Here is a 25,254-nt window from a genome sequence, read left to right on the forward strand (position 1 = left end):
GTTGCCCCCTGAGTCGATCGGCGCGGACCGCGTCGGGATGTATCGAGGTGCTGGTTTCGTGCGCAAGTTGTTGAGTCTGGTCGTGGTTGCGGCCCTGGGGTCCTCCCTGGTGGCCTGCGGCTCCGAGAAGAAGGCCGAGTTCGGGGCCGGCGGGATCAAGGTGACCTCGGACTTCGGCCAGAAGCCGACCGTCACCCACCGCGACGGCGACCCGGACAAGACCCTGGTCACCGAGGTCCTCAAGGAGGGCGACGGGCCGGAGGTGAAGAAGGGTGAGCTGCTCACCGCGAACTACCTCGGCCAGATCTGGCGCGACGGCAAGGTCTTCGACAACTCCTACGACCGCGGCGCGCCGTCGTCGTTCCCGATCGGGGTCGGCGGCGTCATCTCCGGCTGGGACGAGGGCCTGGTCGGGAAGAAGATCGGCAGCCGGGTGATGCTGTCCATCCCGTCCGACAAGGGCTACAAGGAGACCGGGAACGAGCAGGCCGGGATCAAGGGTGACGACACGCTGATCTTCGTCGTCGACCTGGTCGGTGCGTCCGCCAACGACACCCCGCTGGACGCCAACGTGGTGCCCCCGTCGACACCGACCAAGATCTCCGTCAGCGGTCCGCTGAACGCCGAGCCGAAGGTGACGGTCGCGGCCGGCACCAAGCCGCCGGCGAAGCCGGGCAAGCCGGTCGTGTTCGCGCTCGGCAAGGGCAAGCCGATCGAGAAGGGCAGCCAGCTGATCGGCCGGTACGTCGTGTACGACTACACCGGTAAGAAGCAGGCCAGCACCTGGGACGGTCAGCCCGCCACCGCGCAGAGCCCCGCGCAGCCGGGCGCTCCGACCGACCAGCTCCAGGTCGGCCCCGGCCCGAGCGGCCAGACCGGTGCGCTCGACGGCCTCGCCGGCGTTCCGGTCGGCAGCCGCGTCCTGGTCGAGCTCCCGGCGTCGAAGGACCAAGCGGGCAAGGTGGTCAACGCCTTCGCGGTCATCGACATCCTGAACGCCTTCCCGGCCCCGAAGCAGACGGGCCAGTAAAGCCAGCAGTTGAATCGAGGGTCGGTCTCCGCACAAGGGGACCGGCCCTCGTCTCATTTCAGGTGAAACCACCGAGCCGTCTGAGGGTGGAGAGTTAAGGCGAGGGCGGTGAGAACTGCGGTCAGGTGGATCCAGCGGAGGGCGGCGATCGTGAAGAAGCTGACGGACCAGTCGATGGTCGAGAGGTCGCCGTTCTGGATCACCCAGGCGATGGGTTCCGAGACCAGCGACGCGACGCCGACCGTACCCAGCAACCCGGCCAGCAGATAGCGAGACCAGCGCACCCCGCGCCGGAAGTAGCGGTCGATCACCACGAACAGCGCGCCATAGATCACCGCGCGTACGGCGATCTGCCCTGCCAGCGACGACATCGAAGCGCCGTCGGCGTGCGCGCCGGCCACCTGGACCACCGTCTCCGCGACCCCCGCCCCGACAGCGACGAGCCAGAGAGAGGTGGCCCACCGGGCGGTGAGTGGGGCTTCTGCAGGAGCAATGGTTGCCATGCTGCCAGCGTCGCCGCGAAAGCCGTCCGGATCAGGAGTACTGGGACCCCACTCCGGGTGGTGGTACATCCACCGCTCAGCCGCGCTCCAGCCCGGTGACCCGATCCTGCGTCCGTACCGCCGCCTGACCGGCTGCGACCGGCGTCGAGGCGCCCACCACGGTCGACTGGGTGCGTCCGACGTGCTCGTAGAACGCCTGCTGGCCGGCGGCGTACGCCATCACGTCGATGTCCTGCGGCAACCGCAACGCCTCCCCGAACTCGGCGAACCGGCTCTGCTGATCCCACAGGGCCGGGTTGCTCGTCTTCTTGATCAGGTGCGGTGTCGGGAAGCTCGCGGCGGTGATGATCACGGCACATCCACGAGGCCGGCCGCGTGTCTGCCCGCGGCGGCCGCGGCCTCGAAGTACGAGCGGTCGCCGTCCAGATCGCGGCCCATGGTGGACAGCTTCACCGGCGCGGCCAGCATGGCCTCGTACAACCCGTCCACCCCGACCCGCACGACCCGATGCCGCGCCTTGAGCGGCTCCGCGGCGTCCCGGACCGCATCACCGAAGTCACCCTCCAGATCGGGTACGACGATATCCGCCGACTGCAATGCGACCCGTCCGTACGCGGTGAGGCTGTGGTGCGAGATCCCTCGGTGCCGCGGTCGCGGATCGGCCTCCGAGATCCGGAGCGATGCGACAGCCCGTCCACCGAGCGTCCCGATCGCGTTGACCGCCTCTCCCGACTGCACACCGGAGAACCCCCAGCGAGTCCCAGTGCCCAGGTTGCCCGGCCCCTGCGTCAGTACGACGAGCTCCGCCGACAGCACGTGGACGGCGGTCAACAGCCCGGTGTGAACCGTCACCGCCTCGCGGTCCCCGCCGTACGCCTGTCCGACGGTCACTGTGCCGCTCAACCAGCCACTGTCGCGCAGCGAAGCCACAGTGCGCGAGAACGCGAGTGGTAGCGCTCCACCGTCCGTCATCACATACACAACCCGGGTTGTCGGCCGAGCCTCGTACACCCCGGCCAGTACGGCGGGCAGCGCGGAGTGCAGGTCCGCCACGACCACCGGCGTACCGAACAGGTCGTCCGCATCCCGCAGTACGTCGTGATCCGGTGAGTCCTGCTCGTCCGCGCCCATCACCATCGTCTGCAGTGGGGTGTACCGGGCCTTCACCAGATGGCCGTGCTCCGGCGGGTCAGCGGGCAGCCGATCCGGTACGGCGACCACCAGCGCGTAACCGCCCGTTCCCAGGCCACGATCCAGCGCACCGACGTTCAGCAGCACCCGGTCGCCGGCCACCGGCGTACCGACGAGCTCCGGGTAGGCCAGAGCGCGCACAGTCTGCGCTCCGACCGTCACAGCCAGCTCAACCGCGCCGGCCCAGCTCCGCCCGACCTCACGCACAACGCCGTCCCGCCACCGAATCACACGCCGACACTAGCGGGTCGAACCCGTGTTCGAAGCTGTCGGTGCGGGAAGGCGGGGTTTGACGCTCTCAGGCCGTAAGGTGGTCGGGTGTCGGCGCGGAAGAGTGAGCGACTGCTCAACGTGGTCATCTGCCTCCTGGTCGCGCGCACCTACGTGACCAAGGAACGCATCCGCGAGGTGGTCGAGGGGTACGCGGGCCAGACCGACGACGCCTTCGAGAAGATGTTCGAGCGGGACAAGGATGAACTGCGCGACCTCGGCATCCCGATCGAGATGGGCACCATCGACAAGTTCTTCTCCGACGAGGTCGGCTACCGGATCCGCCGGGACGTGTTCGAGCTGCCCGAGGTGCACCTGGAGCCGGACGAGGCCGCCGTACTGGGCGTCGCCGCCCGGGTCTGGCAGCACGCCAGCCTGGCCGAGGCGACCACGTCGGCAGTGCTCAAGCTGAAGGCAGCCGGGATCCAGACCGACCAGTCCGCGCTGAGCGCGATCGAGCCACACGTGGGGGCGTCGGAGCCGGCCTTCGACCCACTCTGGTCGGCTGTGGTGAGCCGGACCGTGGTGCGCTTCCAGCACCTGCGCAGTGGCGCGTCCGAGCCGACCACGCGGACCCTGGAGCCCTGGGGCATCGTGTCCTGGCACGGCCGCTGGTACGTCGTCGGCCGCGACCGGGACCGTCAGGCCACCCGGATGTTCCGGCTGTCGCGGATCGGCGGGGACGTGAAGACGGTCGGCGAAGCCGGCGCGTTCACCGTGCCGGAGGGGACCGACCTGCGTTCGCTGGTCTCGGAGCTGGGTCCGCCGCGGCCGACGTCGGAGGCGAAGGTCCGCGCCCGCACCGGGTCCTGTGTGAGCCTGCGCCGCCGCGCCAACGCCATCGAGCCGTACGAGGAGGGTTGGGACCTGCTGCACGTCCCGTACGCCGACTCCGGCGTCCTGGCCGAAGAGATCGCGTCGTACGGCCCGGATGCGGTCGTCGAGGGACCGGGCGACGTACTGGACGGAGTGCTGTGGCGACTCCGGACGGTGGCCGGCGTATGAGTAACGCCCGTGACCAGGTGCAGCGTTTGCTGGCGCTGGTGCCTTATCTCCGGGAGAACGACGGTGCGCGGGTCGACGACGTCGCCGCGGAGTTCGGCGTACGACCGAAGCAGATCATCGCGGATCTCAAGGTGCTGTGGTTCTGCGGTCTGCCCGGGGCGCAGATGGGCGATCTGATCGAGATCGACATCGAGGCGGCCGAGGGTGACGGCGTCATCCACCTCAACAACGCCGACTACCTGGCCCGCCCGTTGCGACTGGCGGCCGACGAGGCGCTCGCGCTGCTGACCGCGCTGCGCACGCTGCGCGAGGTGACCGCCGGGCAGGACCGGGACGCGGTCGACCGGGCGATCGCCAAGCTGGAGCGCGCCGCGGGGGAGGCGGCCGCGGCGAGCGAGGGCGCGGCGGCCCACGTCCACGTCGAGCCGGCCGATCCGGAGATCGCCGAGACGGTCAACCGAGCCCTCGCGGGCCAACGGCGGCTGCACCTCACGTACGACGTCCCGTCGCGCGACGAGACCACCGAGCGGGACGTGGACCCGATGCGCCTGGTCGTGTCGGAGGGCCGGACCTATCTCGAGGCCTGGTGCCGGCTGGCCGAGGACGTCCGGCTGTTCCGCCTGGACCGGATCGCCGCCGTCAAACTGCTCGACCTCCCCAGCGAACCGCCGCCCGAGGCGACCCCGCGCGATCTCTCGAACGGCATGTTCCAACCGTCCGAGCGCGACCTGCTCGCGACCGTCCGCCTGGCGCCGCCGGCTCGCTGGGTCGCCGAGTACTACCCCAACGAGTCTGTCGAAGAGGGCCCGGAGAACTCCCTCATCGTCAAACTCCGCGTCGCCGACACCGCCTGGCTGCAACGCCTCGTCCTCCGCCTCGGCGGCGCGGCCACCGTCCTCGACCCACCCGACCTCACCACCCAGATCGCCGCCACCGCCCGCGAGGCGCTCTCGGCGTACGACGACTAGCCCTGGCTGAGTTGCTTTTCCAGGGGAGCGCGGAAGCGGGGGGTTACGCGGACGCCGGCTAGCCAGGTGGTCCAGCGGGCGGCTTCGGCTTCGATCAGGGCCGTGGTCTCCGTGCCGACGTCGTCCAGGAGTTGGTAGCGGACTTCGCCGGACTCGGGTTGGCCCCAGCCGCCGACGATGCGGCCGTCGACCCAGATGGTGGGTCCGATGTTGCCGGTGTTGTCGAAGAGCTTGGCTTTGTGGGCGCCCAGGTACCAGTCGCGTTCCTTCCAGCCCATCGGGGTCGGGTCGAGCGCGGGCAGGAACGCGACCCACGGCTCCACCGGCACCTCCGGGGCCTCGTCGCCCGGGAGTACGTAGCCGACCTGCCCGTCCAGGTCGACCGCGACCGCCTCGACCGCGGTCAGCGCCTTCTTCGTCTGACCGGCCGTCCACCCGGCCCACCACTGCAGATCCGCCGCCGTACCCGGGCCGAACGACGACAGCCACGCACGCGCCAGCGTCATGCGCGCGTCGTCGGCCGTCGGCTTGTCGCTCAGTCCGCCGGGCAGCCAGTTCTCCGCCGGTGACCACTGGTGCTGACCGCTCAGCCACGTCCCCAGCGGCCGGCCACGCACGATCCGACCGTCGGCCGACAGCTGGAACAAGACCCGGCTGGTCACGTACGGCTGAGCGGCGTACGCCTTGCCCTCGGCCATGCTCAGCCGGGTCCGCAGCCGCGGCTCGTCCGCGGACAGCTCCTGCGCCGTCGCCGATCCACGCAGCGCCAGCGCGGTTGCCGTGGACTCTTCGACCGCCCGCAGCCACTTCCCGCACGCCTCTGCGTCCGCCGCCACCCCGGCCTCGGTCAGGTGCTTGACCAGCAGCTTCCGCTGCTTGATCGCGATGTCGTCCGTGCACGCCGCCTGCACGACCGGCGCGAACGCCGTCGGTACGACGAACACCGTGCGCCGCATCCCGAGCATCCGGATCAGCGAGCGATCGTCGTACAGCGCACGCTCTGTGCCCGCGACGTCACTGCCTGGTACTCGCGCGGCGACGCTGAGGTGAACCGTGGCCGGGTCGGTGGCGTGCAGCGCAACCAGCGAGGCGGCTGCCTCGACCGGGTTGCCTGCCTGGCAGCCAGAACCGAGCCGATGCCGCCGCCCGAGCCGTGCCCGCCGCTCGTCCACCCGTATCCGCAACATCCGCAGCCCCTTGCTCACCGAATACCCACCGAACCCTCGCCACGCGGACAGACTCCGCGGACACACGGTTTTACCATCACGTTCCGACACCGTTGTCCGTTGAGACTCCCTGCGGGGCGTGGGCTCTGGCCGGTGACCGGCTAGGCTCCTGGGTATGTACTGGTTCCTGCTCTTCTTGGCGGTGCTGGCGGTGTGGCTTCTGGTCCTCGCCCTCCTCGCGAAGAAGGTCTGGGGCCAGGCCAAGGCGCTGACGCGTGAGTTGGTCGCCGCCCAGTCCAAGCTGGACGCCGCACAGTCCGCGGCCGGGTCTGGACAGACCCGCCAGGACGAGCACACTCCGGCGTAGTATTCGGCCCACGTTCTCACGCTTGAGCCACGAGTAGATGTTTGTGAAAGGGAGATCGACATGGCACTCCTCGGCATGCCCCAGGGCGCAGAGTGGCTCGTCATCCTCGCGATCGTCGTGCTGCTGTTCGGATCGGCGAAGCTGCCGGCCCTGGTGAAGCAGCTCGGCAAGTCGAAGAAGATTTGGGAAGAGGAGGTCGGCCCCAAGAAGAAGGACCAGGAGCTGACCGAAGGCACCCAGGAGACGACCCAGCAGCCGGCCCCGCAGGCCCAGCCGCAGGCGGCCCAGCAGCCGAACCAGGTGAACGGTCAGGCGCCGGGTGACGGCCTGCCGCCGACCCACACGGCCAACTGAGCCAAGCGCCCCGCTTGTGTCAATGGTGAAGTTCGGGCGACGTAAGGAAAAGAAAGAACTCCGCCCGAAAGACGACGAGGGTCGGATGACCCTGCGCGAGCACATCGTCGAGCTGCGCAACCGGCTGCTCGTCAGCGTGCTCGCGATCGTGGTCTGCACGGTGCTGGGCTGGATCTTCTACAACGACGCCTTCAAGTTCCTGACCCAGCCGTTCCACACCAGCGTCGGTGACCTGGCCCGGGAGCAGGGCAAGGAGCCGATCCTGACGTTCCCGGGCGTCGGCGACGCGCTGACGTTCCGGATCAAGATCTCGGCGCTGTTCGGTCTGGTGCTCGCCAGCCCGGTGTGGCTGTACCAGCTGTGGGCGTTCGTCGCACCCGGCCTGCACCGCAACGAGCGCAAGTGGGCCTACATCTTCTCCGGAATCGCGGCGCCACTGTTCGCCACCGGTATGGCGGTGGCGTACTGGACGCTGCCGAAGGGCATCGCGATCCTGATCAGCTTCACACCGCTCGACATCCAGAACCTGATCGAGCTGCCGACCTACCTGGACTTCGTGATCCGGACGATGCTGGTCTTCGGCGTCGCGTTCCTGATTCCGCTGGTCGTCGTGCTGCTGAACATGGTCGGTGTGGTGCCGGCCAAGGCGCTGAGCAAGTTCCGGCCGTACATCATCCTGGTGATCTTCGTGTTCGCCGCGGTCGCGACGCCGTCCGGTGACCCGTTCACGATGTGCCTGCTGGCGATCCCGATGTGCCTGCTGTTCTTCGCCGCCGAGGTGATCTCGCGGTTCAACGACAAGCGCCGCGCGCGCCACACCGAGGAACTCCTGAGCGACTGATGAGTAGGCGTGTTGCGCTGGTGGTGAATCCCACCTCCGGCCGGGGCCTTGGTGCCCGGATCGCGCCGTTGGTGCGGGAGCGGCTCGCGGCCGCCGGGCTGACGGTCGACGTGCATGCCACCACGTGCGCCGAGGACGTCGGCAGGATCTCGGCCGAGGTGGTGGCGTCCGGTGCGGATGCGGTCGCGCTGATCGGCGGTGACGGCACGATCCACCTCGGTGCGCAGGTGCTGGCGAAGTCCGGGATGCCGTTCGGCGTGATCCCGGCCGGCACCGGGAACGACTTCGCCCGCGGTATCGGCGTACCGCTGAAGGACCCGGCCGCGGCGGCCGACCTGATCGTGGCCGGCAAGACCCGGACGGTCGACCTCGCGGTGGCCGAGGGCAAGTTCATCACCACGGTCGTGGCCGGCGGCTTCGACTCGCTGGTGAACAAGCGCGCCAACGCGATGAGCTGGCCGAAGGGCAACTCCCGCTACACGGTCGCGACGCTCGCCGAGCTGCGCACCTTCAGCCCGCTGGAGTACGTCGTCACCGTCGACGACGAGGTGATCGAGACCAAGGCCATGCTGGTCGCGGTCGGCACCGGGCCGACGTACGGCGGGGGACTGCAGATCTGCGCCGGGGCCGAGATCGACGACGGCCTGCTCGACATCACGATCATCGAGCCGGTCTCGCGGCTGACCCTGCTGCAGCTGTTCCCGAAGCTGTCCAAGGGCACCCACGTCGGCCATCCGCGGGTCCGTGCGCTGCGCGGCCGCTCGGTCCGGATCGAGTCGGCCGGCATCACGGCGTACGCCGACGGCGAGATCCTCGGCCCGCTCCCGGTCGACGTCACCATCGCGCCCGGTGCGCTCACCGTCTTCGCCTGACACAGAACCTTCATATTCTGAAGCTCTCTCACCTCTGGTCGTGCTGAGACTTGTCTGATAGGAAAGCTTCCTAACAGTTCATCTCTCGGACGCCCACCGGAGGAGATCGTGCCGAACCGCCCCACTCGCAGGACCACACTCCTGCTCGGACTGACCCTCGCGGCCGCCCCGGCGACCGCTCTGGCCGCAACCCGCTACGCACCGCACGCCGATGCGGCGATCCAGGCGACCGGCCTCGACGATCCCGCGAAGAAGGAGATCGCGATGAAGATCGTCTGCAGCGCGGAGAACTCCTCGCTGGACTGGAAGGCGCAGTACAAGTACATCGAGGACATCGACGACGGCCGCGGCTACACCGCCGGCATCATCGGGTTCTGCTCGGGCACCGGCGACATGCTCGAGCTGGTCGAGCTGTACGCCGACCGCAAGCCGAACAACGTGCTGCAGAAGTACCTGCAGGCCCTGCGCCGCGTGAACGGCAGCGACTCACACTCCGGCCTGGACCCGAACTACACCAAGGACTGGAAGACCGCCGCTCAGGACAGCGCCTTCCAGCAGTGCCAGAACGACGAGCGCGACCGGGTCTACTTCAATCCGGCGGTCGCCCAGGGCAAGTCCGACGGGATCCGTACGCTTGGTCAGTTCTGTTACTACGACGCCATCGTCATGCACGGCCCGGGCAGCGACTCGACCAGCTTCGGCGGGATTCGCAAGCGCGCGCTGGGGAAGGCCAAGCCGCCGTCTCAGGGTGGCAACGAGACGACCTACCTCAACGCCTTCCTTGACGCCCGCGTCTGGGCTATGAAGCAGGAAGAAGCGCACAGTGACACCAGTCGCGTCGACACCGCCCAGCGCGTGTTCCTCCGGAACGGCAACTTCGACCTGAACACTCCGCTCGACTGGAAGGTGTACGGCGACCCGTACCACATCGGCTGACCCGAGACCCGCAGCCGGACTCCCATTGACCACCAGGGAAGGGAGCCCGGCTGCGTCATGTCCGGGGTGATTCCGGCCGCGGGGCCGTCGCCGGGTCGACGCGGTCGGTGCGGTGGTCGGATTCGGCGCGCTGGCGCAGCATCGAGAGCATCGTGGCGAGCTGTTCGAGGTTCTCGGCCGGGAGAACCGAACCGACCCAGGTGTTGAGCTCAGCCTCGACCGTCGGGGTCGCTGCGGCGAGCACGCGCTCGCCCTCCGGCGTCAGTTCGACCAGCGAGGAGCGCCGGTCGTGCGGGTTCGCCGTACGGCGGCAGCGGCCGGCGGACTCGATGCGGTCGACGGCCTTACTGGTGGCGCCGACCGTGATCGCGATGTCGTGGGCCAGGTCGTAGACCCGCGCGGTTCCGCGGGCCGCGATCACGCGGAGGAACTCGAACTGGCCGAGCGGCAGGTCGTGCTCCGCCTTCAGCCGGGCGTCGAGCACGTTGTAGAGCCGGGTCTCCAGCCGGACCAGGTCCGTGAACAATGATGTGAGATCAGTCACAGGCGGATCCAGCCAATCACGGAATTGGATTCCTCGGAATCTAGTTATGGCGAACTATATTCCTCGGAATCTATCACTGGGAGACGGACGATGAGTCGAGTAGAACGCGAGATGGCCCGCGGCACGATACAGAAGGGCGAGCTCGGGCGGTCACCGGTCCAGCAGCGCGCCGACTTCGACGACCAGTTCGCCGAGCTGCCGCTCGGTGAGGACGTCAAGCTGACCCAGCGCAGGCTTGGCGGCGTACAGGCGCTGGATGTGCACGTCGACGGCTCGGACGGCAAGGGCGTGATCCTGTACCTGCACGGTGGCGGCTACGTCATCGGCTCGGCCCGCACGGGCGCCAACCTGGCCGCTCCACTCGCGCGCCGGTCCGGCGTGCCGGCGGTCTCGCTGGAGTACCGCCTCGCGCCGGAGCACCCGTTCCCCGCGGGCGTCCACGACGCGGTGGCGGCGTACCGGGAGCTGTGCGAAGCCGGCCAGAACGTCGTGATCGCAGGGGATTCGGCCGGTGGTGGACTCGCGCTCGCGACTCTGCTGGCCGCTCGCGCGGAGGGACTGCCGCAGCCTGCCGGTGCGGTCGTGTTCTCGCCGTGGACCGACGTCACCCTGGCCAGCGCAAGCATGGATACCCGGGGTGACTACGACCCGCTCTTCAGCCGGGCGCACATGGCTGAGTCCGCCGCGCTGTACCTGGGCGGTGCGGACCCGCGCAACGAGCTGGCCAGCCCGGTGTTTGCGGACCTGACCGGTCTGCCGCCCTTGCTGGTCCAGGTCGGCTCGGCCGAGGTCCTGCTCGACGACTCGCTGCGGCTCGTCGCCCGCGCCGCCGAGCAAGAGGTCGACGTCAGCCTGGACGTGGTCGCCGGTGCCCCGCACGTGTACCAGTACTTCGCCGGCATGATGCCGGAAGCCGAAGAGGCGCTCGATCACGCCGCGACGTTCATCAAGAACCGCCTCCGGGACGAGTCTGGGGGTGGCGTCGCATAGATTGGGGGGTATGAGCACCCCGTCCGAGAAATATGCCGTTTTCCGCTCGGACCAGGAGCATCCCGCCGTGAAGGAGTTCCGGGCGCTCTACGACTTCAAGCTGGACGACTTCCAGCTGCGCGCCTGTGCCGCCCTCGAGGACGGTCACCAGGTGCTGGTCGCGGCGCCCACCGGCTCCGGGAAGACGCTGGTCGGCGAGTTCGCCGTCCACCTGGCCCTGCAGCGCGGGCAGAAGTGCTTCTACACGACCCCGATCAAGGCCCTGAGCAACCAGAAGTACGCCGACCTGGTCAGCCGCTACGGCTCCGACAAGGTCGGCCTGCTCACCGGCGACAACTCGATCAACTCCGACGCCCCGATCGTCGTGATGACGACCGAGGTCCTGCGGAACATGCTGTACGCCGGTTCCAGCACCCTGCTCGGTCTGTCGTACGTCGTGATGGACGAAGTGCACTACCTGGCCGACCGGGCTCGCGGCGCGGTCTGGGAAGAGGTGCTGATCCACCTGCCGGACTCGGTCTCGGTGGTCTCGTTGTCCGCGACCGTGAGCAACGCCGAGGAGTTCGGCGACTGGTTGGAGACGGTCCGCGGCAACACGGTCGTCGTTCTGGAGGAGAAGCGGCCGGTGCCGCTGTTCCAGCACGTGATGGTGGGCAAGCGGCTGCACGACCTGTTCGCCGGTGAGGCGCCGACCGCCCGGGTCGGCGCCCCCGCGAACAAATCCGGGAACCCCGCGAAGGCCAACCAGGTCGACCTCAAGGACCTGGTCAACCCGCAGCTGGTCCGGATCGCCCGCGACGACAACCGGATCTTTCGCGACGACTCGCGCAAACCCCGCCGGCGCCGGGATCTCCCGAAGAGCCGGCCGGCCCGGACGCACTTCACGCCGTACCGGTCCGATGTGGTCGAGGAGCTGGACGCGGGCGCGCTGCTGCCGGCGATCTACTTCATCTTCTCCCGCAAGGGCTGCGAGGACGCGATGCTGCAGTGCCTGCGGTCGGGGCTGCGGCTGACCAAGCCGTCGGAGCGGGACGAGATCAAGCGGGTGCTCGCCGAGCGGACCGCGGACCTGCCGGACGAGGACCTCGGCGTGCTCGGGTACCACGACTTCGCCGAGGCACTCAGCCGCGGCATCGCAGCCCACCACGCGGGCATGCTGGCGGCCTTCAAGGAGGTCGTCGAGGAGCTGTTCGCGCGCGGCCTGATCAAGGTCGTGTTCGCCACCGAGACGCTTGCCCTGGGCATCAACATGCCGGCCCGCACGGTCGTGCTGGAGAAGCTTTCGAAGTGGAACGGCGAGGCGCACGTCGACATCACCCCGGGGGAGTACACCCAGCTGACCGGCCGGGCCGGGCGTCGTGGCATCGACGTCGAGGGCCACGCGGTCGTGCTGTGGCAACCCGGGTTCGACCCGCGGGCCGTGGCCGGTCTGGCGAGCACTCGTACGTATCCGCTCCGCTCGTCGTTCTCCCCGTCGTACAACATGGCCGTCAACCTGGTCCGCCAGGTCGGGCGGACCAGGGCCCGCGACATGCTCGAGCTGTCGTTCGCGCAATTCCAGTCCGACCAGGCCGTCGTCGGTCTGGCCCGGCAGGTGCAGCGCAACACCGAGGCGCTCGAGGGCTACAAGGAGTCCATTGACTGCCACCTCGGCGACTTCCTCGAGTACGCCGCTCTGCGCCGACGGATCGGGGATCGGGAGTCCTCGGGCTCGAAGGCGCGCAAACAGGACCGGCGGGTCGAGGCGCAGGAGTCGATCGAGAAGCTGCGCATCGGCGACGTCATCCGGATCCCGGCCGGGCGGAGCGCGGGCTGGGCGCTGGTGCTCGACGCCGGCATGCGCTCGGAGCGCGAAGGTCCGCGGCCGACCGTGCTGACTCTGGATCGTCAGGTGCGGAAGTTGTCGATGGTCGACTTCCCAACGCCTGTCGAGGCGATCAGCACGCTGCGGATCCCGAAGAAGTTCAACCCGCGCAACCCGCAGCAGCGGCGTGAGCTGGCGCAGGTTCTGCGCAGCCGCACCGACATGCTGGGCGAGGACGGCCCGCCGTCGCGCACCCGCGGCCGCGATGCCGTCCCTCATGCCGACGATCCGGAGCTGCAGGAGATGCGGGCTCAGCTGCGTGCGCACCCGTGCCACGGATGCTCCGACCGCGAGGACCACGCCCGGTGGGCCGAGCGGTACTTCCGGCTCGACCGGGAGAACCGGGACGTGCAGCGCAAGATCGAGCAGCGGACGAACACGATCGCCCGCCAGTTCGACCGGGTCTGCCAGGTCCTCGACGCGCTGCACTACCTGGACGGCGACAAGACCACCGAGGCCGGTGACCGGCTGGCGCGGATCTACACCGAACTCGACCTGGTCGCGGCTGAGTGCCTTCGGCAAGGAGTTTTCGACGACCTGACGGTGCCTGAGCTCGCGGCGTGCCTGGCCGCACTGGTGTACGAGGCGCGGTCGAAGGACGAGCCCACGTCACCACGGTTGCCGCGTGGCGACGTACGGCTGGCGTTGGAGCGGATGGGTGCGATCTGGCGCGACCTGTCCGCGCTGGAGCGAGACATGCGGGTCGACTTCCTGCGGTCGATGGATCTCGGGTTCTGCTGGCCCGCGTTCCGGTGGGCGTCCGGCGCGTCACTGGCCGAGGTGCTCTACGAATCCGACCTGGCCGCGGGTGACTTCGTTCGTTGGGTGAAGCAACTGATCGACCTCACCGAGCAGGTCGCCGATGCCGCCGGACCGACGCCACTGCGCTCCACTGCTCGATCCGTCGTCGACGAAATCCGTCGCGGAGTCATCTCCTACGCGTCTATGGTCGACGAGGTCTGAGAACGAACCTCTCCGGTGAGAGACTCCTCAGGCACTACCCCCTGCCTTGAACCCCTGAAGGAGAACACGTCTGTGGAGCTGACGCGCCGGAACCTCGGCAAGCTTGCTGTCGCCACCGGGGCGGTCGCCGCCGCCGGAACCGGAGTGGGCACTGCCCTGAGTCGTTCCGCCGATGCCGCCGCCACCTGGACGACGACCGGGACCGCGGTCTCGGCGCTGGCCGGTTTCGACAACCAGATGAAGACTTTCATGCAGGCTCGCGGCGTGACGGCCGGCCAGCTCGCGGTCACTTACAAGGGCCGTCTGGTGCTTGCCCGCGGCTACAGTACGTCGACCGCGCTGACCGTCAACCCGACCTCGCTGTTCCGGGTCGCGAGCCTGACGAAGTCGTTCACGGCCGCCGCGATCGTGAAACTGGTGCAGGACGGCAAGCTGAGCCTGTCGACGCCGGTCACCAGCATTCTCGACATCACGCCGGCGACCGGCCTGACCCGGGACTCGCGCTGGTCGACGATCACGATGTGGAAGCTGCTGCAGCACCTCGGCGGCTGGGACCGGGACGTCTCCGGTGACCCGCTGGCCAAGAACGCGGTGATCTCCCGGACGCTCGGCGTGCCGATGGAGTTGCAGCACGCCGACGTGATCAAGTACATGGCTGGGCAGAAGCTGGACTTCGCCCCAGGCACCAAGGTCGCCTATTCGAACTTCGGGTACCTGCTGGCCGGCCGCGTGATCGAGAAGCTGAGCGGCCTGAGCTACGAGAACTACGTCAAGCAGAAGCTGATGGCGCCGCTGAAGATCACCCGGATGGCGCAGGGCTACTCGATCGCGAAGCACTCCGGCGAAACGTCGTACGAGTCGCAGTACACCGCACCGACCGTGCTGGACATGTCGGGGAAGACCGTCGCCGCGCCGTACGGCTCGTTCAGCATGCGGCTCCACGACGCGAACGGCGGCTGGATCGCCAGCGCTCCGGACCTGGTCCGGTGGGCGAAGATGTTCGACGCGCCGACGAGCGTGCTGAACAGCACCTCGCTCAGCCACTTCTGGTCGAAGCCCTCGACCGGTGTGAACCCGGACGGCTGGTACTACGGCCTCGGCTGGCAGGTCCGTCCGGTCACGTCGGGCGGCACAGGACGCAACACCTGGCACACCGGAAGCCTGCCGGGCACGTTCACCATCGTGGTCCGGACCTACAACGGCATGAGCTGGGCCGCTTTGTTCAACCGTCGCGACGACGCCAGCGGCAAGTCGTACAGCGACATCGACGCGGCGCTGTGGACCGCGGCCAACAGCGTGAAGACCTGGCCAACCACCGACCAGTTCCCGAAGTACTTCGTTTAGGTCGTGGCTGGTGGTCCCGCCACGACCTAGAACATCAACGCGCGGAAGTGCGGCGTACTGATCTGGGCCTCGCCTGCCATCTCGGTCAGTACGCCGCGCACGGTGTCGATCGCGTCGTCGCCGAACCGTCTGCGGAGCTTTCGTTCGTAGGACTGGTGGAACTTCCGCGCGGCCTGAAGTGCTGCCTCACCTCTGGCGGTGAGGTGCAGCAGCTTGGCGCGGGCGTCGGCGGGGTCGGCGTGGCGTGCGACGTACCCGCGGCGCTCCATGTCGTCGACGATCTGGCTCGCGCCCTGCTTGGTGATCTCGAGCCGCTCGGCGAGCCCGCTGATCGTGGTCGGCCCGGCGCCGAGCGTGCGCAGCACGAATCCGTCCGACCGGCCCTGGTCGTCGAACCCCTGCTCGGACGTGGCCGCCCGCAGCGCGCGGACGAACTCCTGGTCGGCCAGCAGTAACAAGATCCCGAAATCCGGCTTGCCCGATCGCGTCATGCAGGCCATGATAGTCAAGTTGGCTTGGTCAAGTCAGCTTGACTATTCGGAATGGGGGAATCATGCAGGTCATTCGCGCGGCCGAGGCGCCGCGATTCCAGCTGCACGGTGTCGAGTTCACCGGACTGGCGGCGCCGAGCCGCGGGTCCGCCGGCCTCTGCACCTGGAAGCTCACCGTCGATCCCGGCCACGGCGGCGGTGAAGCGCACACGCTCGACCGGGACGAGGTGTTCATGGTGCTCACCGGCACGGTCCAGATCACTCCGGACGGCGACAAACTCGGTCCCGGCGACGCGGTCGTCGTACCGGCCGGCGAGCCGATCTCGCTGACCAACCTGGGCTCTGGCACCGCCGAGCTGTACGTCGCCATCACGGCCGGCTTCACCGGAACGATGGCCGACGGGACGACGATCCAGCCGCCCTGGGCGCAGTAGCCGGTCAGCAGCGCCGGATCGGCGGGGTGTAGGTCGTGTTGCTCGCCGTGGCGACGTAGTAGTCGGTGACCCAGCTTCCGTCGGACAGCCGGTTCCACACGCTGGTGGTGCCGACCTTCGTTCCCGCTCGCTGGCACGTCACCCACGCGAGCGAGCCGATCGGCAGCCGGCTTGGGTACGCCGCGAACGACGTGCCCGGGCCGTGCCGTCGGGTCAGGTTGTTGATGATCGTCTGGAACGGGAGGCTGCAGCCTGGAATGGGTGGACTGTAGCCGGGCTTGTTCGGCGTCCTGACGAAGTAGTCCGTGACATAGGTCCCGTTGGTGAGCTGGTCCCAGACGGTGGTGTTGCCGAATTTCGGTCCGAAGGTCTGGCATGCGATCCGCACGGTCGCGTTCCTGGCGATCGTCGCCCGGACTGGGTAGGCCGTCGACGGGCCGGTATAGGCGTAGACACCGGTCCGGACGGTGTAGTTGTATCCGACCGACGCGACCGGTGCGTCGAAGCGGTCATTGTCGATGTTCAGTGTCACTCCGCCGTACGTCTCGGTGTGGTCGCCCCGGTACTGCTTGCCGCGCTGTCCGACCGCCCAGAAGGTGTTGGGGACAGTCGGCCACCCAGTCAGCGAGCTGTTGAGGTCCCAGCGGGCGATCCAGAGTGCATCTGGACGCGCGTACGAGGCGGAGTTGTAAGCGGCGGACAGGTCCGGCGCACCCGAGTTCTGATGTCCGTAGACGCCGGACAGGTACGACAGCCGGTGCACCTCGCGAGTCCAGGCGGACAAGTAGTGCAGTACGGCGGAACGACAGGTGGCGTTGGTGTTGTCGTAGTGCTCCATGTCGTTGTAGATCGCACTGCCTGGCAGGAGTCCCAACGCCCTCGCCTTCGCGACCGCATCGGCTGCCTCGCGCACTGCCTGGCGGTTCGAGGAGGTCGCCGACATCTTCACCGCAGTGGCCCGGGTGCTGCACGGCGCCTGCAGTCCGAGGTAGATCGGGATGAGCCGCCAGCCCATCGCGGTGACGGCCGAGACCCAGCTCGGGGTGAGGCTTGGCTGTGCACAGCTCCGGTTCACTCCGCCCATGTAGATGCCGATCGCCTTGTAGGGCGAGGCTTTCCAGGCGGTCATTTGCGCGAGAGTGGGCGCCGTACACGTGTCGAATGCGAGCCCTGTGAACCTCGTGGCCGTCGTACCGGCCGGGTACGGCAGGGGAGTGATCGGCTCGGCCACGGCCGGTGCGGACGGGCCTGCCACCAGTGTGGCCAGAGCAACTACGACAATCTTCACCTTGACCATGGCGGCCACCTCAGCTCTCAGTAGACGCTCAGTCATCCACTGCGGCAAGACCCCTCGAGATCACCGCCGGCGGCCCCGCGGGACGGGTGGATTGCGGGTGGCGCGAGTACCAGGACACCTATGCGATCCAGTAGGCGTTAGGTTGAGGCCAACGCCGAGTTGGGAGGGATCGCATGCCGGAGATCGTGGAAGTCGGAGAGCGTCCGTACGTGGCGCTGCGGAGCAAGGTCGCGATGGACGGGATCGCGGCGTTCGCGGACCGATTGCGCGAGGTGATCGACTGGCTCGCCGCGCACGAGATCGCGCCGAACGACGCGCCGTTCTTCAAGTACGACGTCGTCGACATGGAAGCCGGGCTGGTGATGGAGATCGGCTTCCCGGTGGACGACCTGCACCACGGCGAGGGGGAGATCGTCACCGGCGTACTCCCGGCCGGCCGCTACGCGAGCGTGAACTACCACGGCCACCCCGACGGCCTCCTCAACGCCACCCGCGACCTGCTCGACTGGGCTGCCGCCGAGGGACTGGAGTGGGACGCGCACGGCGACAACTGGACCGCCCGCCTGGAGATCTACAAATCCGATCCCCGCGAGGTCCCGGACATGGCCGACTGGGACACCGAGCTCCAGTTCAAGCTGAAGGACTAAGTGCCCACAGTTCTCGCGGGGCTGAGCCGGCTCGACCCCGAGCGGATCCGGCACGTCGCCTCACCGCTGATCGAGCTCGGGTGTGCGCTGCACGTGCTGGCCGAGCCCCGGCACCACGATCGGGTCGAGTGGGCTGCCGCGGTCCGTCTGCCCGCCGTACTGCGCTCGGAGTTGGCGCAGTGGACCTGGACTGTGCGGGCTGTCCGCGCTCGGTTCTTCGCGACCAGTGGAGCGACCGGCGTGCCCTCGTGGGAGGACGAGCTTCGCGCACTGCGGTCGCGTTCGCCGGCCGAGTTGGCTGCTGAGCTGGTCCGGCCGTTGCGGGGTCGTCCGCTGAGCAGTCGGACCACGGACGCGGACGCCGTACTGCACTGGGCACGTAGCCGGGGTCGCGGTGTCGCTTCGCTGGTCGAGGCGTTGCTGACCGATCCGGCCGACCCGGTACGTCGGTTTGTCGAGCTGTTGGACGCTTGTTGGGTCGAGTGGTTTCGGGACGTGTGGGAGGAGTCTCGGGAGTCGCTGGCGGCGCGTGGGCGGCAGGACCGGGACCTGGCGGTGCGGGACGGGGTTGGGGCGATGCTGCGGTCGCTGGACGGGTCGGTCGCCGTACGCGACCCGGACAGCGTGGTGGTGCAGAAGGTGCAGAGCAAGCGCATCGAGCTGGCCTCGCGGTCGGTGTTGCTTGTGCCGAGCAACTTCATCGCACCGCATCTGTTCCTCGGCGAGATCCCGGGTGAGCCGCTCACGATCATCTATCCCGCGGGTGGTCGCGGGGCCGCGGTACCTACCGCGCAGCAGGTGCGCGCTCGGTTGGAGGCGCTCGCTGCACCCGACCGCCTGCAGGTGTGCCGGGCCGTCGCCAGCGAGCCTCGCACCGCCGGCGAGATCGCTGCGCTCTGGGGCCTCCACCCCACCCAGGTCACCCGCCATCTCCGAGCCCTCACCCGAGCAGGCCTCGTCACCGCCGAACGCCAAGGCCGCTTCGTCGCCTACCGCCTCGACGAGTCCGCCCTCACCACCCTCGGCACAGACCTCCTCACCCTCATCATGCGCTGAGCCCCCCCTCCGCAACCCGCCACGCCCACTCCTGTCGCCGCGTGGGCCCACCTCTTCACCGCGCTGGTCGAGGGCAGCTCAGCCGGTTCTCGGGGGCTTGGACCGGGCGCGGTGGGCTTGAACAGGTTATTGCTTGTTCACGCCCATCGTTTGCTGTTCAAGGCCCCGGCCGGTGGCCTCCCTTGGCGGACTCTGCGAGCTCCCGAGTAACCCCTGGCCCCCGACGTGACCGGCAGGTCCGTAGTCGCCGGCCGGCCACGTCGGTCACGTCCGCCGCGCCGGTCTGTCCAGTGGATCTGGCTGGTCAGTTGGCTGCAGGTATCCAACAGAGGCAGAACGGGTGGCCGGCCGGGTCGGCGTAGATCTGGATACCGCGGGCGGCTGTGCGATCGTCGGAAGCTTTCAGCAGTCGAGCACCGAGACTGATCACCCGCTCATGTGCGGCGTCGTGGGCCTCGATGCCCTCGAAGTACAAGTCGAGGTGGATCTGCTGCGGTTCACCATCGGGCCAGTCCGGTGGCACGTGGTTCGGGGCCGACTGGACGCCGAGCGCGTAGCCGCCATCGACCCAGATCGTGCGCCAACGGTCGCCCCACTTCTCGACGGTGCCGTCCAGGAACCCGGCCCAGAACGCGCACTCCGCATCGATGTCCGCAGCGTCGAACACGATCATCCGATGTTTGATCTCCATAACCGGCCAGTCTGGCAGCACCCGAATGCGACCGCTGGGCGATCAGCGAGCGCCTGCGTCGCGCAGGTGTGCCGGAGGAAGGTTCGTCAACAGCCGCCGTACGCGGTGGGCGCCGGGCACCGCCTACTTCACGGTGATGGTGGCGGTCATTTCTGGGTGGATGGAGCAGTGGTACGGCACGGTGCCGGCAGTGGTGAAGGTGTGGGTGAAGGTTTGGCCGCCCGCCATCGGCGAGGAAGCGAACGAGTTGTCATCGGCCGTGACGGTGTGTTGCGTCGAGTCGTCGAACTTCCAGGTCACCGTGGCGCCGACCGGGACGGTCACGGTCGCGGGCGTGAACATGAAGTTCTTGATCTCCACCGTCGTTCCACCGCTGGGAGCGGCCGAACCGCTGGACGCCGACGGTGCCGCGGATGCCGGCGTACTCGCTCCGCCACTGTCCGAACCGGAGCTGCAGCCCGTTGCCAGGGCGAGTAGCGCCAGCAACGCGACGAGGACGAAGAGCGGGCGGCGAGGGTGTAGCGAAGACGCGTACGAGGTTTCTGCTCGCTTCATGAGTGCCCCATTCAGCGGGGACGCTGGACGCGGTCGCCTGACCAAGGGCCTCGGCAGGCGAAACCCGCTCCGCACAGGCGCACGCAGTGCTTCATACAACCAAGACGGGACGCTACTCCGGAGGTGCCCGGCTGCACAGGCGGGAGGAAGGTTCGGGAAGGTGAGCACGTCGGTGGGGGAATAGGCCTCGTAACAGCAGGTGGTGCGGCTGGTGGGCGGGATTCTGCGTGGAGAGCCGGCGCACAGCGATTTGGACTGACGGGATTTGTCAGTCCAACGGAGGAGTCGGGCGGGTGGGCGTTGGGTGAGGAGGTGACTGATTCTCTTCCGCCTGCTGTGCGCCGGTTGATTCTGGCGACCTTGGTCAACACGCTCGGAAACGGTGTCTACGCGGCCGTCGGCGCGCTCTACCTGACCAGGGCCGCGGCGCTCTCGATCGGGCACGTCGGTATCGGTCTCACGGTCGCCGGCCTGATCGGGTTGGTGACGAGCACGCCGCTCGGTGTCGTCGCCGATCGGCTCGGGCCCAACCGCGCGTACGTCGGGTTCCTCATCCTGCAGGCGATCACTATGAGTGCGCTGACGCAGGTCCGTTCCTTCATTCCGTACGTCGTGGTCGCGGGCATCACCGCGATCGCGGACTCGGGTCAGCGGGGTGCCAAGGGGGCGCTGATCGCTGGGCTGTCTCCGGCGGACCAGCGGGTGCGGACCCGGGCGATCCTCCGGGTGACCACCAACATCGGCATGGGTGCGGGCATGGCGCTGGCCGGGATCGTGCTGGCGGTCGACCGGCGGGAGGTCTACGTCATCGCGCTGCTGGCGAACGCAGCGACATACCTGGTCACGGCGGCGCTGGTCCGGTTTGGTATACCAACGGTGGAAAAGGTGCCGTCGGCAACCGGTCCGGCTGCCTCGACCGCGTTGAAGGACCGGCCGTTCCTCGTGTTCGTCGCGCTGGACGGCGTACTGAGCATGCACAACGCGATGGCGCAGATCGCGATCCCGCTGTGGGTGGCGACCGCGACGGATGCGCCGCGGTGGCTGATCTCGGTGCTGCTGGTGATCAACTCGGTCGCCGTGATCCTGCTCCAGATCCGCGTCGCCCGGGGGACCGAAAGTCTTCCCGGTGCCGCCCGCGCCGGACGCCGCGCTGGCCTGTTGCTGGCTGCTGCCTGTGCTGTCCTGGCTCTCACCGACGTGACGTCCGGGGCGATCACCATCTGCCTGCTGATTGCGGCCGCTCTCGTCCACGTCGTCGGCGAGATGCTGCAGTCCGCCGGCGGGTGGGGGATCAGCTTCGAGCTGGCACCACCCGGCGCCCAAGGCCAGTACCAAGGCGCCTATGCCATGGGGCACCAGGTCGGCGACCTCATCGCCCCGCTCATTCTCACCACCATCGCCGTCAGCTGGGGCTGGCCCGGATGGTTGCTCACAGCCACCATTTTCCTTGCCGCCGGCACCCTCCTCCCCATCGCCATCCGCCGGCACCCCTACTGGCCCCAACCGCCCAGCCTCCAACCGGAAGCCGACCAGGTCCCGGCCTAGCGCGCAGGCGAGCTGCTCAGGAGCCGGCGGCAAGCATCGTCTTCACGTTCTGGGTAACGCCTCTAGCGGTTGGCGGTTGGATCGGAAGTGGGTGCGGAGGTGCTCGACGTCGACCTCGGGGAGGTGAACCTCGATCAGGTTGTAGGTTTCCTCGACCAGGCCGCGCAGTACCGCGGCACCCTCTGGTGCGGGAAGGGTGAATACCGAACGCAGTCGGGCTGCGAGATCGTGCGGCGTGATCTTCAGTTCGTCTTCCAGCGCGTCCAGGCGCTTGAACGCCGACGGGTGTCCGCAGTAGCGACCGTTGAGCGCGTGCAAGAGGTTGAGCACCTGGCTCCCGATCCGCATGAACTCGCGAGCGAGAAGCAATGGATTGTCGCGATCGACGAGCATGCGCCAGCGCCAGAACTGTTCGACCGCGCCATCACTCTGGATGATGGCGCTCGCGAGCTCGCGCGGGTAGGTGGCCGCGCGTGCCTGCCAGCGCCTGACGACGTCCGCGCGTACGCCGCTGATCTCGCGGCCTTCGACGATTCCCTTGATGAGGTCGAGCCCGGGGCCGTCGGGTTGGCAGGATCCCAGCACGGCGTCGAGGGTCTCCTCGACCGCACCTGTCACCGTGTGGACGACCTCGACCAACAGTCCGTACGGGCGTGTGGCGCCGAGATAGATGTGGTCGTACCAGGGTGGGTTCGCGTCCGCGCCTGTCACCACCCGGAGGTCGGCCGCGTGAGCAGGCCGGGCGACTGCGGCGCGTTCTTCGGCCGTTGGTGGCCGGGACCAGAACACGCCGACCTCCGTGTCAGACCAGCGATCGGCGTCACCGCGAGCTGTGGAACCGCTCAGCATGACAGCGTCGACGGCTGCGGAGGCGGCGTACGCCTCGAGCACGGGCCGTACGGCCGCCCGCCGCCAGGTCGCCGCCTGCGTTGGATCCGGTCGGCGATCATCCATCCCCGCAGTAGAGCACAGGCGTCGGGGCATGATCGGTGGAGCGGCGTCACCCACCCAGGGTGAGGTGATTGTGGTGTCCTGGCGGAAAGCTGGCGAGCAAGTGCGGGCCAGGGGAGGCGCAGGATGGCGACACTCACGGTGTGGAAGTTCGAGACCTGGAATGCGGCCAACGAGGCGATCGGTACGTTGGACGGGTTGGCCAAGCAGGGGGTGATCACCGTGCATGACGCCGCATCGGTGACGTGGCAGCCCGACGCCAGGAGGCCGAAGACCCGGCAGTTGCACCACTTGGCCAAGAGAGGTGCGCTCGGCGGCATGTTCTGGGGAATGCTCTTCGGGATGATCTTCCTGATCCCGTTCATCGGTGCTGCCGTCGGGGCCGCATCAGGTGCGGTGGCGGGTTCGCTGCGCGACGCCGGGATCGATGACGACTTCATCAAGGCTGCCCGCGATCAGATCACGCCCGGTACCTCGGCGCTGTTCCTGCTGTCGAGCGATGCGGTGCTGGACAAGGTGAAGGCGACATTCGAGGCGACCGGTTTGAGCAAGCCGCAGCTCATCCAGTCGAACCTGTCGGACGAGCAGGAGGCTGTCCTCCGCGAGATGTTCGCCGGCTAGCAGTCTGTTGGAGCGGCCGCGCGAGGTCAGCAGCAGCCGTCAGCGCAGCCGTCGCCGCAACTGCATGCTGAGCTGTCCTCGCCGTGCGTGCCGGCGATCGGTGAGCAGCAGCCTTCGCCGCGCCAGGCTTCGACGCCTTCTCTGATCGCGACCGCGGCGATGATGAGGCCGGCGATCGGGTCGGCCCAGCCCCAGCCGAGGGTTGCGTTCAGCACCAGGCCGACCAGGAGCACGGCGGACAGGTAGGTGCAGAGCAGGGTTTGGGTGGAGTCGGCGACCACCGCGTTGGAGCCGAGGGCTTTGCCGGTACGGCGCTGGGCCCACGAGAGAAACGGCATGACGATCAGCGAAGCGATCGCCAGCCCGATGCCGACCGGGGACGTGTCCGGATCCGCGCCAGTGATCAGGGTCCGGATGGACTCGAAGCCGACGTACGCGGCCAGGGCGAAGAACGAGAAGGCGAGCAGCCGCAATGCCTGCTTCTCCCGGGTCTCGGGCAGGCGGTGCCGGAACTGCCACAAGATGATCAGGCCGCTGGAGACCTCGACGACGGAGTCGAGACCGAAGCCGACGAGCGCGACGGATCCGGCGACCAGGCCGGCGCTGACCGCGACGACAGCCTCGATGACGTTGTAGGTCACCGAGGTGGCCGCCAGCAGCTGTGCGCGGCGGCTCAGTTTGCGACGCTGCTCCGGGTCCGTGGTCCAGGTGCTCACGGCTGGGCTGACATCCAGCGACAGCTCCCGCCGACCGTCGGGCGCGGGAGAGATGTCCAGCGACAGCTCCCGGCGACCGTCCGCCGTCGGTGCGGCGTCGTGCTGGTGCGTCACGACGCTGCCTCCTTCGTGCGCTGGGCGGCCTCGCCGTAGTTCGGGCACAGTGCGACCGCGTCACCGGTCAGCCCGAGCAGTCGCTCGGCCGCGGACAGCAGCTCGAGCGTGGCCTCAGGATGCGTGAGGCTGAACAGCGACGCCCGCCCCTGCGGCCGGGACTCGACCAGCCCGCAGTCCCGGAGGCAAGCCAGGTGCTTCGACACTGTCGACTGCGCAAGCCCGAGGTGTTCCGTCAGGTCGACCACCCGATGCTCGCCCAGCGCCAGATGGCGCACAATCGCCAACCGCGAAGCGTCCCCGAACCCACTGAACAAACAAGCCGCAACAGACAAGGACCCCGCCTCGTCAACCAGGTCAACCCCAACCGGTGCTTTCATCGCCATCCGGCGATGTTAACGACAATCGACGCTGGATGGAAGTGCTCAGGCGGCGAGGGGCTTCAGGAGGTTGCGGAGGGAGCGGGCTGCGGTGAAGCCGGCTCGGTTGGCGCCTATGGTGCTGGCGGAGGGGCCGTAGCCGACCAGGTGGATGCGGGGGTCGAGGACGGTGGCGGTGCCGTTCATGCGGATGCCGCCGGAGGGTTCGCGGAGGTGGAGGGGAGCGAGGTGGGCCAGGTCGGCGCGGAAGCCGGTGGCCCAGAGGATCGCGTCGACGTGCTCCGCATGCCCGTCGGACCACTCGACGCCGTCGGGGGTGATGCGAGTGAACATCGGGAGCCGGGTGTAGACGCCGCGCTCCAAGGCGGCCTGCTCCTGCGAGCGCAGGTGCAAGCCGGTCACGCTCACCACGCTCCGCGGCGGCAGACCCGTGCGTACGCGTTCCTCGACCTTAGTGGTCCGCGCCGTAAGTTCGTCGGGGTTGTTCATGCGGCTTGTGCGAGGGCCGGTGTGGCGGTCTGGTGCTGGTCGATTCGTTGGAGTAGGTC

Annotated in this window: 29 protein-coding genes; 16 read left to right on the plus strand and 13 right to left on the minus strand. The window is 68.4% G+C overall.

Annotated features, from left to right (window positions below):
* Nucleotides 1–58 precede the first annotated feature (58 nt).
* Entirely contained in the window at nt 59–1,030 is a 972-nt protein-coding gene (locus tag AB0E63_RS20785; RefSeq protein ID WP_360368370.1) for an FKBP-type peptidyl-prolyl cis-trans isomerase, read from the plus strand.
* A 53-nt stretch (nt 1,031–1,083) separates the two neighbouring features.
* Here AB0E63_RS20785 and AB0E63_RS20790 read toward each other — a convergent pair whose 3' ends face one another.
* The 3 genes from AB0E63_RS20790 to AB0E63_RS20800 all read right to left on the minus strand — a co-directional run bounded on the left by AB0E63_RS20790 (nt 1,084) and on the right by AB0E63_RS20800 (nt 2,955).
* Entirely contained in the window at nt 1,084–1,533 is a 450-nt protein-coding gene (locus AB0E63_RS20790; protein WP_360368373.1) for a hypothetical protein, read from the minus strand.
* Between the two features lie 76 nt (nt 1,534–1,609).
* Nucleotides 1,610–1,885, minus strand: a complete 276-nt coding sequence (locus AB0E63_RS20795; protein ID WP_360368376.1) for a hypothetical protein — start codon at nt 1,883–1,885, stop codon at nt 1,610–1,612.
* Nucleotides 1,882–2,955 carry a DUF3866 family protein gene (locus AB0E63_RS20800; RefSeq protein ID WP_360368379.1) on the minus strand — a complete coding sequence of 358 codons (1,074 nt, stop codon included), beginning with the start codon at nt 2,953–2,955 and terminating at the stop codon, nt 1,882–1,884. Before AB0E63_RS20800 ends, AB0E63_RS20795 begins: the two co-directional genes overlap by 4 nt.
* Before the next feature lie 87 nt (nt 2,956–3,042).
* Between AB0E63_RS20800 and AB0E63_RS20805 the strand changes: the two genes are divergently transcribed.
* Nucleotides 3,043–3,999, plus strand: coding sequence for a WYL domain-containing protein (locus tag AB0E63_RS20805; RefSeq protein ID WP_360368382.1), 957 nt, complete (start codon nt 3,043–3,045; stop codon nt 3,997–3,999).
* Nucleotides 3,996–4,967 carry a WYL domain-containing protein gene (locus AB0E63_RS20810; protein ID WP_360368385.1) on the plus strand — a complete coding sequence of 324 codons (972 nt, stop codon included), beginning with the start codon at nt 3,996–3,998 and terminating at the stop codon, nt 4,965–4,967. Before AB0E63_RS20805 ends, AB0E63_RS20810 begins: the two co-directional genes overlap by 4 nt.
* Here the strand turns inward: AB0E63_RS20810 and AB0E63_RS20815 are convergent.
* The gene (locus tag AB0E63_RS20815) at nt 4,964–6,154 is read right to left on the minus strand and encodes a winged helix DNA-binding domain-containing protein (RefSeq protein WP_360368388.1); all 1,191 of its coding nucleotides are present in this window, start codon (nt 6,152–6,154) and stop codon (nt 4,964–4,966) included. The two genes, AB0E63_RS20810 and AB0E63_RS20815, sit on opposite strands and share 4 nt — an antisense overlap.
* A 154-nt stretch (nt 6,155–6,308) precedes the next feature.
* Between AB0E63_RS20815 and AB0E63_RS20820 the strand changes: the two genes are divergently transcribed.
* The 5 genes from AB0E63_RS20820 to AB0E63_RS20840 all read left to right on the plus strand — a co-directional run bounded on the left by AB0E63_RS20820 (nt 6,309) and on the right by AB0E63_RS20840 (nt 9,503).
* Nucleotides 6,309–6,500: a hypothetical protein gene (locus AB0E63_RS20820; protein ID WP_360368391.1), complete on the plus strand. Its 192-nt coding sequence runs from the start codon at nt 6,309–6,311 to the stop codon at nt 6,498–6,500.
* A 60-nt stretch (nt 6,501–6,560) separates the two neighbouring features.
* Complete coding sequence (locus AB0E63_RS20825; protein WP_360368394.1) at nt 6,561–6,854, plus strand: twin-arginine translocase TatA/TatE family subunit; 294 nt, start codon at nt 6,561–6,563, stop codon at nt 6,852–6,854.
* An 85-nt stretch (nt 6,855–6,939) separates the two neighbouring features.
* Complete coding sequence (tatC, locus tag AB0E63_RS20830) at nt 6,940–7,695, plus strand: twin-arginine translocase subunit TatC (protein WP_360368397.1); 756 nt, start codon at nt 6,940–6,942, stop codon at nt 7,693–7,695.
* Nucleotides 7,695–8,567 carry a YegS/Rv2252/BmrU family lipid kinase gene (locus AB0E63_RS20835; RefSeq protein ID WP_360368400.1) on the plus strand — a complete coding sequence of 291 codons (873 nt, stop codon included), beginning with the start codon at nt 7,695–7,697 and terminating at the stop codon, nt 8,565–8,567. Before tatC ends, AB0E63_RS20835 begins: the two co-directional genes overlap by 1 nt.
* Nucleotides 8,568–8,675: 108 nt before the next feature.
* Nucleotides 8,676–9,503 (plus strand): chitosanase, encoded by an 828-nt coding sequence (locus AB0E63_RS20840; protein WP_360368403.1) that lies wholly within the window; start codon nt 8,676–8,678, stop codon nt 9,501–9,503.
* A 55-nt stretch (nt 9,504–9,558) separates the two neighbouring features.
* Here the strand turns inward: AB0E63_RS20840 and AB0E63_RS20845 are convergent, their stop codons facing one another.
* Nucleotides 9,559–10,047, minus strand: coding sequence for a MarR family winged helix-turn-helix transcriptional regulator (locus AB0E63_RS20845; protein ID WP_360368406.1), 489 nt, complete (start codon nt 10,045–10,047; stop codon nt 9,559–9,561).
* A 90-nt stretch (nt 10,048–10,137) separates the two neighbouring features.
* Here AB0E63_RS20845 and AB0E63_RS20850 point away from each other — a divergent pair, with 90 nt between their 5' ends.
* The 3 genes from AB0E63_RS20850 to AB0E63_RS20860 all read left to right on the plus strand — a co-directional run bounded on the left by AB0E63_RS20850 (nt 10,138) and on the right by AB0E63_RS20860 (nt 15,208).
* Complete coding sequence (locus AB0E63_RS20850) at nt 10,138–11,037, plus strand: alpha/beta hydrolase (RefSeq protein ID WP_360368409.1); 900 nt, start codon at nt 10,138–10,140, stop codon at nt 11,035–11,037.
* A gap of 10 nt (nt 11,038–11,047) precedes the next feature.
* The gene (locus AB0E63_RS20855) at nt 11,048–13,864 is read left to right on the plus strand and encodes a DEAD/DEAH box helicase (protein ID WP_360368412.1); all 2,817 of its coding nucleotides are present in this window, start codon (nt 11,048–11,050) and stop codon (nt 13,862–13,864) included.
* Between the two features lie 72 nt (nt 13,865–13,936).
* Complete coding sequence (locus tag AB0E63_RS20860; RefSeq protein WP_360368415.1) at nt 13,937–15,208, plus strand: serine hydrolase domain-containing protein; 1,272 nt, start codon at nt 13,937–13,939, stop codon at nt 15,206–15,208.
* Between the two features lie 26 nt (nt 15,209–15,234).
* On the opposite strand, the gene AB0E63_RS20865 is transcribed toward AB0E63_RS20860, so the two are convergent.
* The gene (locus AB0E63_RS20865; protein ID WP_360368418.1) at nt 15,235–15,699 is read right to left on the minus strand and encodes a MarR family transcriptional regulator; all 465 of its coding nucleotides are present in this window, start codon (nt 15,697–15,699) and stop codon (nt 15,235–15,237) included.
* A 62-nt stretch (nt 15,700–15,761) separates the two neighbouring features.
* Between AB0E63_RS20865 and AB0E63_RS20870 the strand changes: the two genes are divergently transcribed.
* The gene (locus tag AB0E63_RS20870; RefSeq protein WP_360368421.1) at nt 15,762–16,133 is read left to right on the plus strand and encodes a cupin domain-containing protein; all 372 of its coding nucleotides are present in this window, start codon (nt 15,762–15,764) and stop codon (nt 16,131–16,133) included.
* A 4-nt stretch (nt 16,134–16,137) separates the two neighbouring features.
* Here the strand turns inward: AB0E63_RS20870 and AB0E63_RS20875 are convergent, their stop codons facing one another.
* Nucleotides 16,138–17,430 (minus strand): glycoside hydrolase domain-containing protein, encoded by a 1,293-nt coding sequence (locus tag AB0E63_RS20875; RefSeq protein WP_360368424.1) that lies wholly within the window; start codon nt 17,428–17,430, stop codon nt 16,138–16,140.
* Between the two features lie 173 nt (nt 17,431–17,603).
* Between AB0E63_RS20875 and AB0E63_RS20880 the strand changes: the two genes are divergently transcribed.
* Nucleotides 17,604–18,077 (plus strand): GyrI-like domain-containing protein, encoded by a 474-nt coding sequence (locus AB0E63_RS20880; protein WP_360368427.1) that lies wholly within the window; start codon nt 17,604–17,606, stop codon nt 18,075–18,077.
* Nucleotides 18,078–19,133 (plus strand): DUF5937 family protein, encoded by a 1,056-nt coding sequence (locus AB0E63_RS20885; protein ID WP_360368430.1) that lies wholly within the window; start codon nt 18,078–18,080, stop codon nt 19,131–19,133. It begins immediately after the preceding gene.
* A 304-nt stretch (nt 19,134–19,437) separates the two neighbouring features.
* On the opposite strand, the gene AB0E63_RS20890 is transcribed toward AB0E63_RS20885, so the two are convergent.
* Together AB0E63_RS20890 and AB0E63_RS20895 are read right to left on the minus strand one after the other, a co-directional pair.
* Nucleotides 19,438–19,824, minus strand: a complete 387-nt coding sequence (locus AB0E63_RS20890) for a VOC family protein (RefSeq protein WP_360368433.1) — start codon at nt 19,822–19,824, stop codon at nt 19,438–19,440.
* A 123-nt stretch (nt 19,825–19,947) separates the two neighbouring features.
* On the minus strand, nt 19,948–20,379 hold the full coding sequence (locus tag AB0E63_RS20895; RefSeq protein WP_360368435.1) for a cupredoxin domain-containing protein: 432 nt from the start codon (nt 20,377–20,379) through the stop codon (nt 19,948–19,950).
* Between the two features lie 312 nt (nt 20,380–20,691).
* On the opposite strand from AB0E63_RS20895, the gene AB0E63_RS20900 reads away from it, so the two are divergent.
* Entirely contained in the window at nt 20,692–21,924 is a 1,233-nt protein-coding gene (locus tag AB0E63_RS20900) for an MFS transporter (protein WP_360368438.1), read from the plus strand.
* Nucleotides 21,925–21,966: 42 nt separating this feature from the next.
* Here the strand turns inward: AB0E63_RS20900 and AB0E63_RS20905 are convergent, their stop codons facing one another.
* On the minus strand, nt 21,967–22,878 hold the full coding sequence (locus AB0E63_RS20905; protein WP_360368441.1) for a hypothetical protein: 912 nt from the start codon (nt 22,876–22,878) through the stop codon (nt 21,967–21,969).
* 123 nt (nt 22,879–23,001) lie between these two features.
* Here AB0E63_RS20905 and AB0E63_RS20910 point away from each other — a divergent pair, with 123 nt between their 5' ends.
* Nucleotides 23,002–23,496 (plus strand): DUF1269 domain-containing protein, encoded by a 495-nt coding sequence (locus AB0E63_RS20910; protein WP_360368444.1) that lies wholly within the window; start codon nt 23,002–23,004, stop codon nt 23,494–23,496.
* 26 nt (nt 23,497–23,522) lie between these two features.
* Here AB0E63_RS20910 and AB0E63_RS20915 read toward each other — a convergent pair whose 3' ends face one another.
* The 3 genes from AB0E63_RS20915 to AB0E63_RS20925 form a co-directional block, all read right to left on the minus strand.
* A complete protein-coding gene (locus AB0E63_RS20915; protein WP_360368462.1) occupies nt 23,523–24,230 on the minus strand; it encodes a cation transporter in 708 nt (235 codons plus the stop codon).
* Between the two features lie 92 nt (nt 24,231–24,322).
* Complete coding sequence (locus tag AB0E63_RS20920) at nt 24,323–24,706, minus strand: metalloregulator ArsR/SmtB family transcription factor (protein ID WP_360368465.1); 384 nt, start codon at nt 24,704–24,706, stop codon at nt 24,323–24,325.
* A gap of 45 nt (nt 24,707–24,751) precedes the next feature.
* Entirely contained in the window at nt 24,752–25,195 is a 444-nt protein-coding gene (locus AB0E63_RS20925) for a hypothetical protein (protein WP_360368447.1), read from the minus strand.
* Nucleotides 25,196–25,254 lie beyond the last annotated feature (59 nt).

It is taken from the genome of Kribbella sp. NPDC026596, from assembly GCF_040638415.1.
Classification (GTDB): Bacteria; Actinomycetota; Actinomycetes; order Propionibacteriales; family Kribbellaceae; genus Kribbella.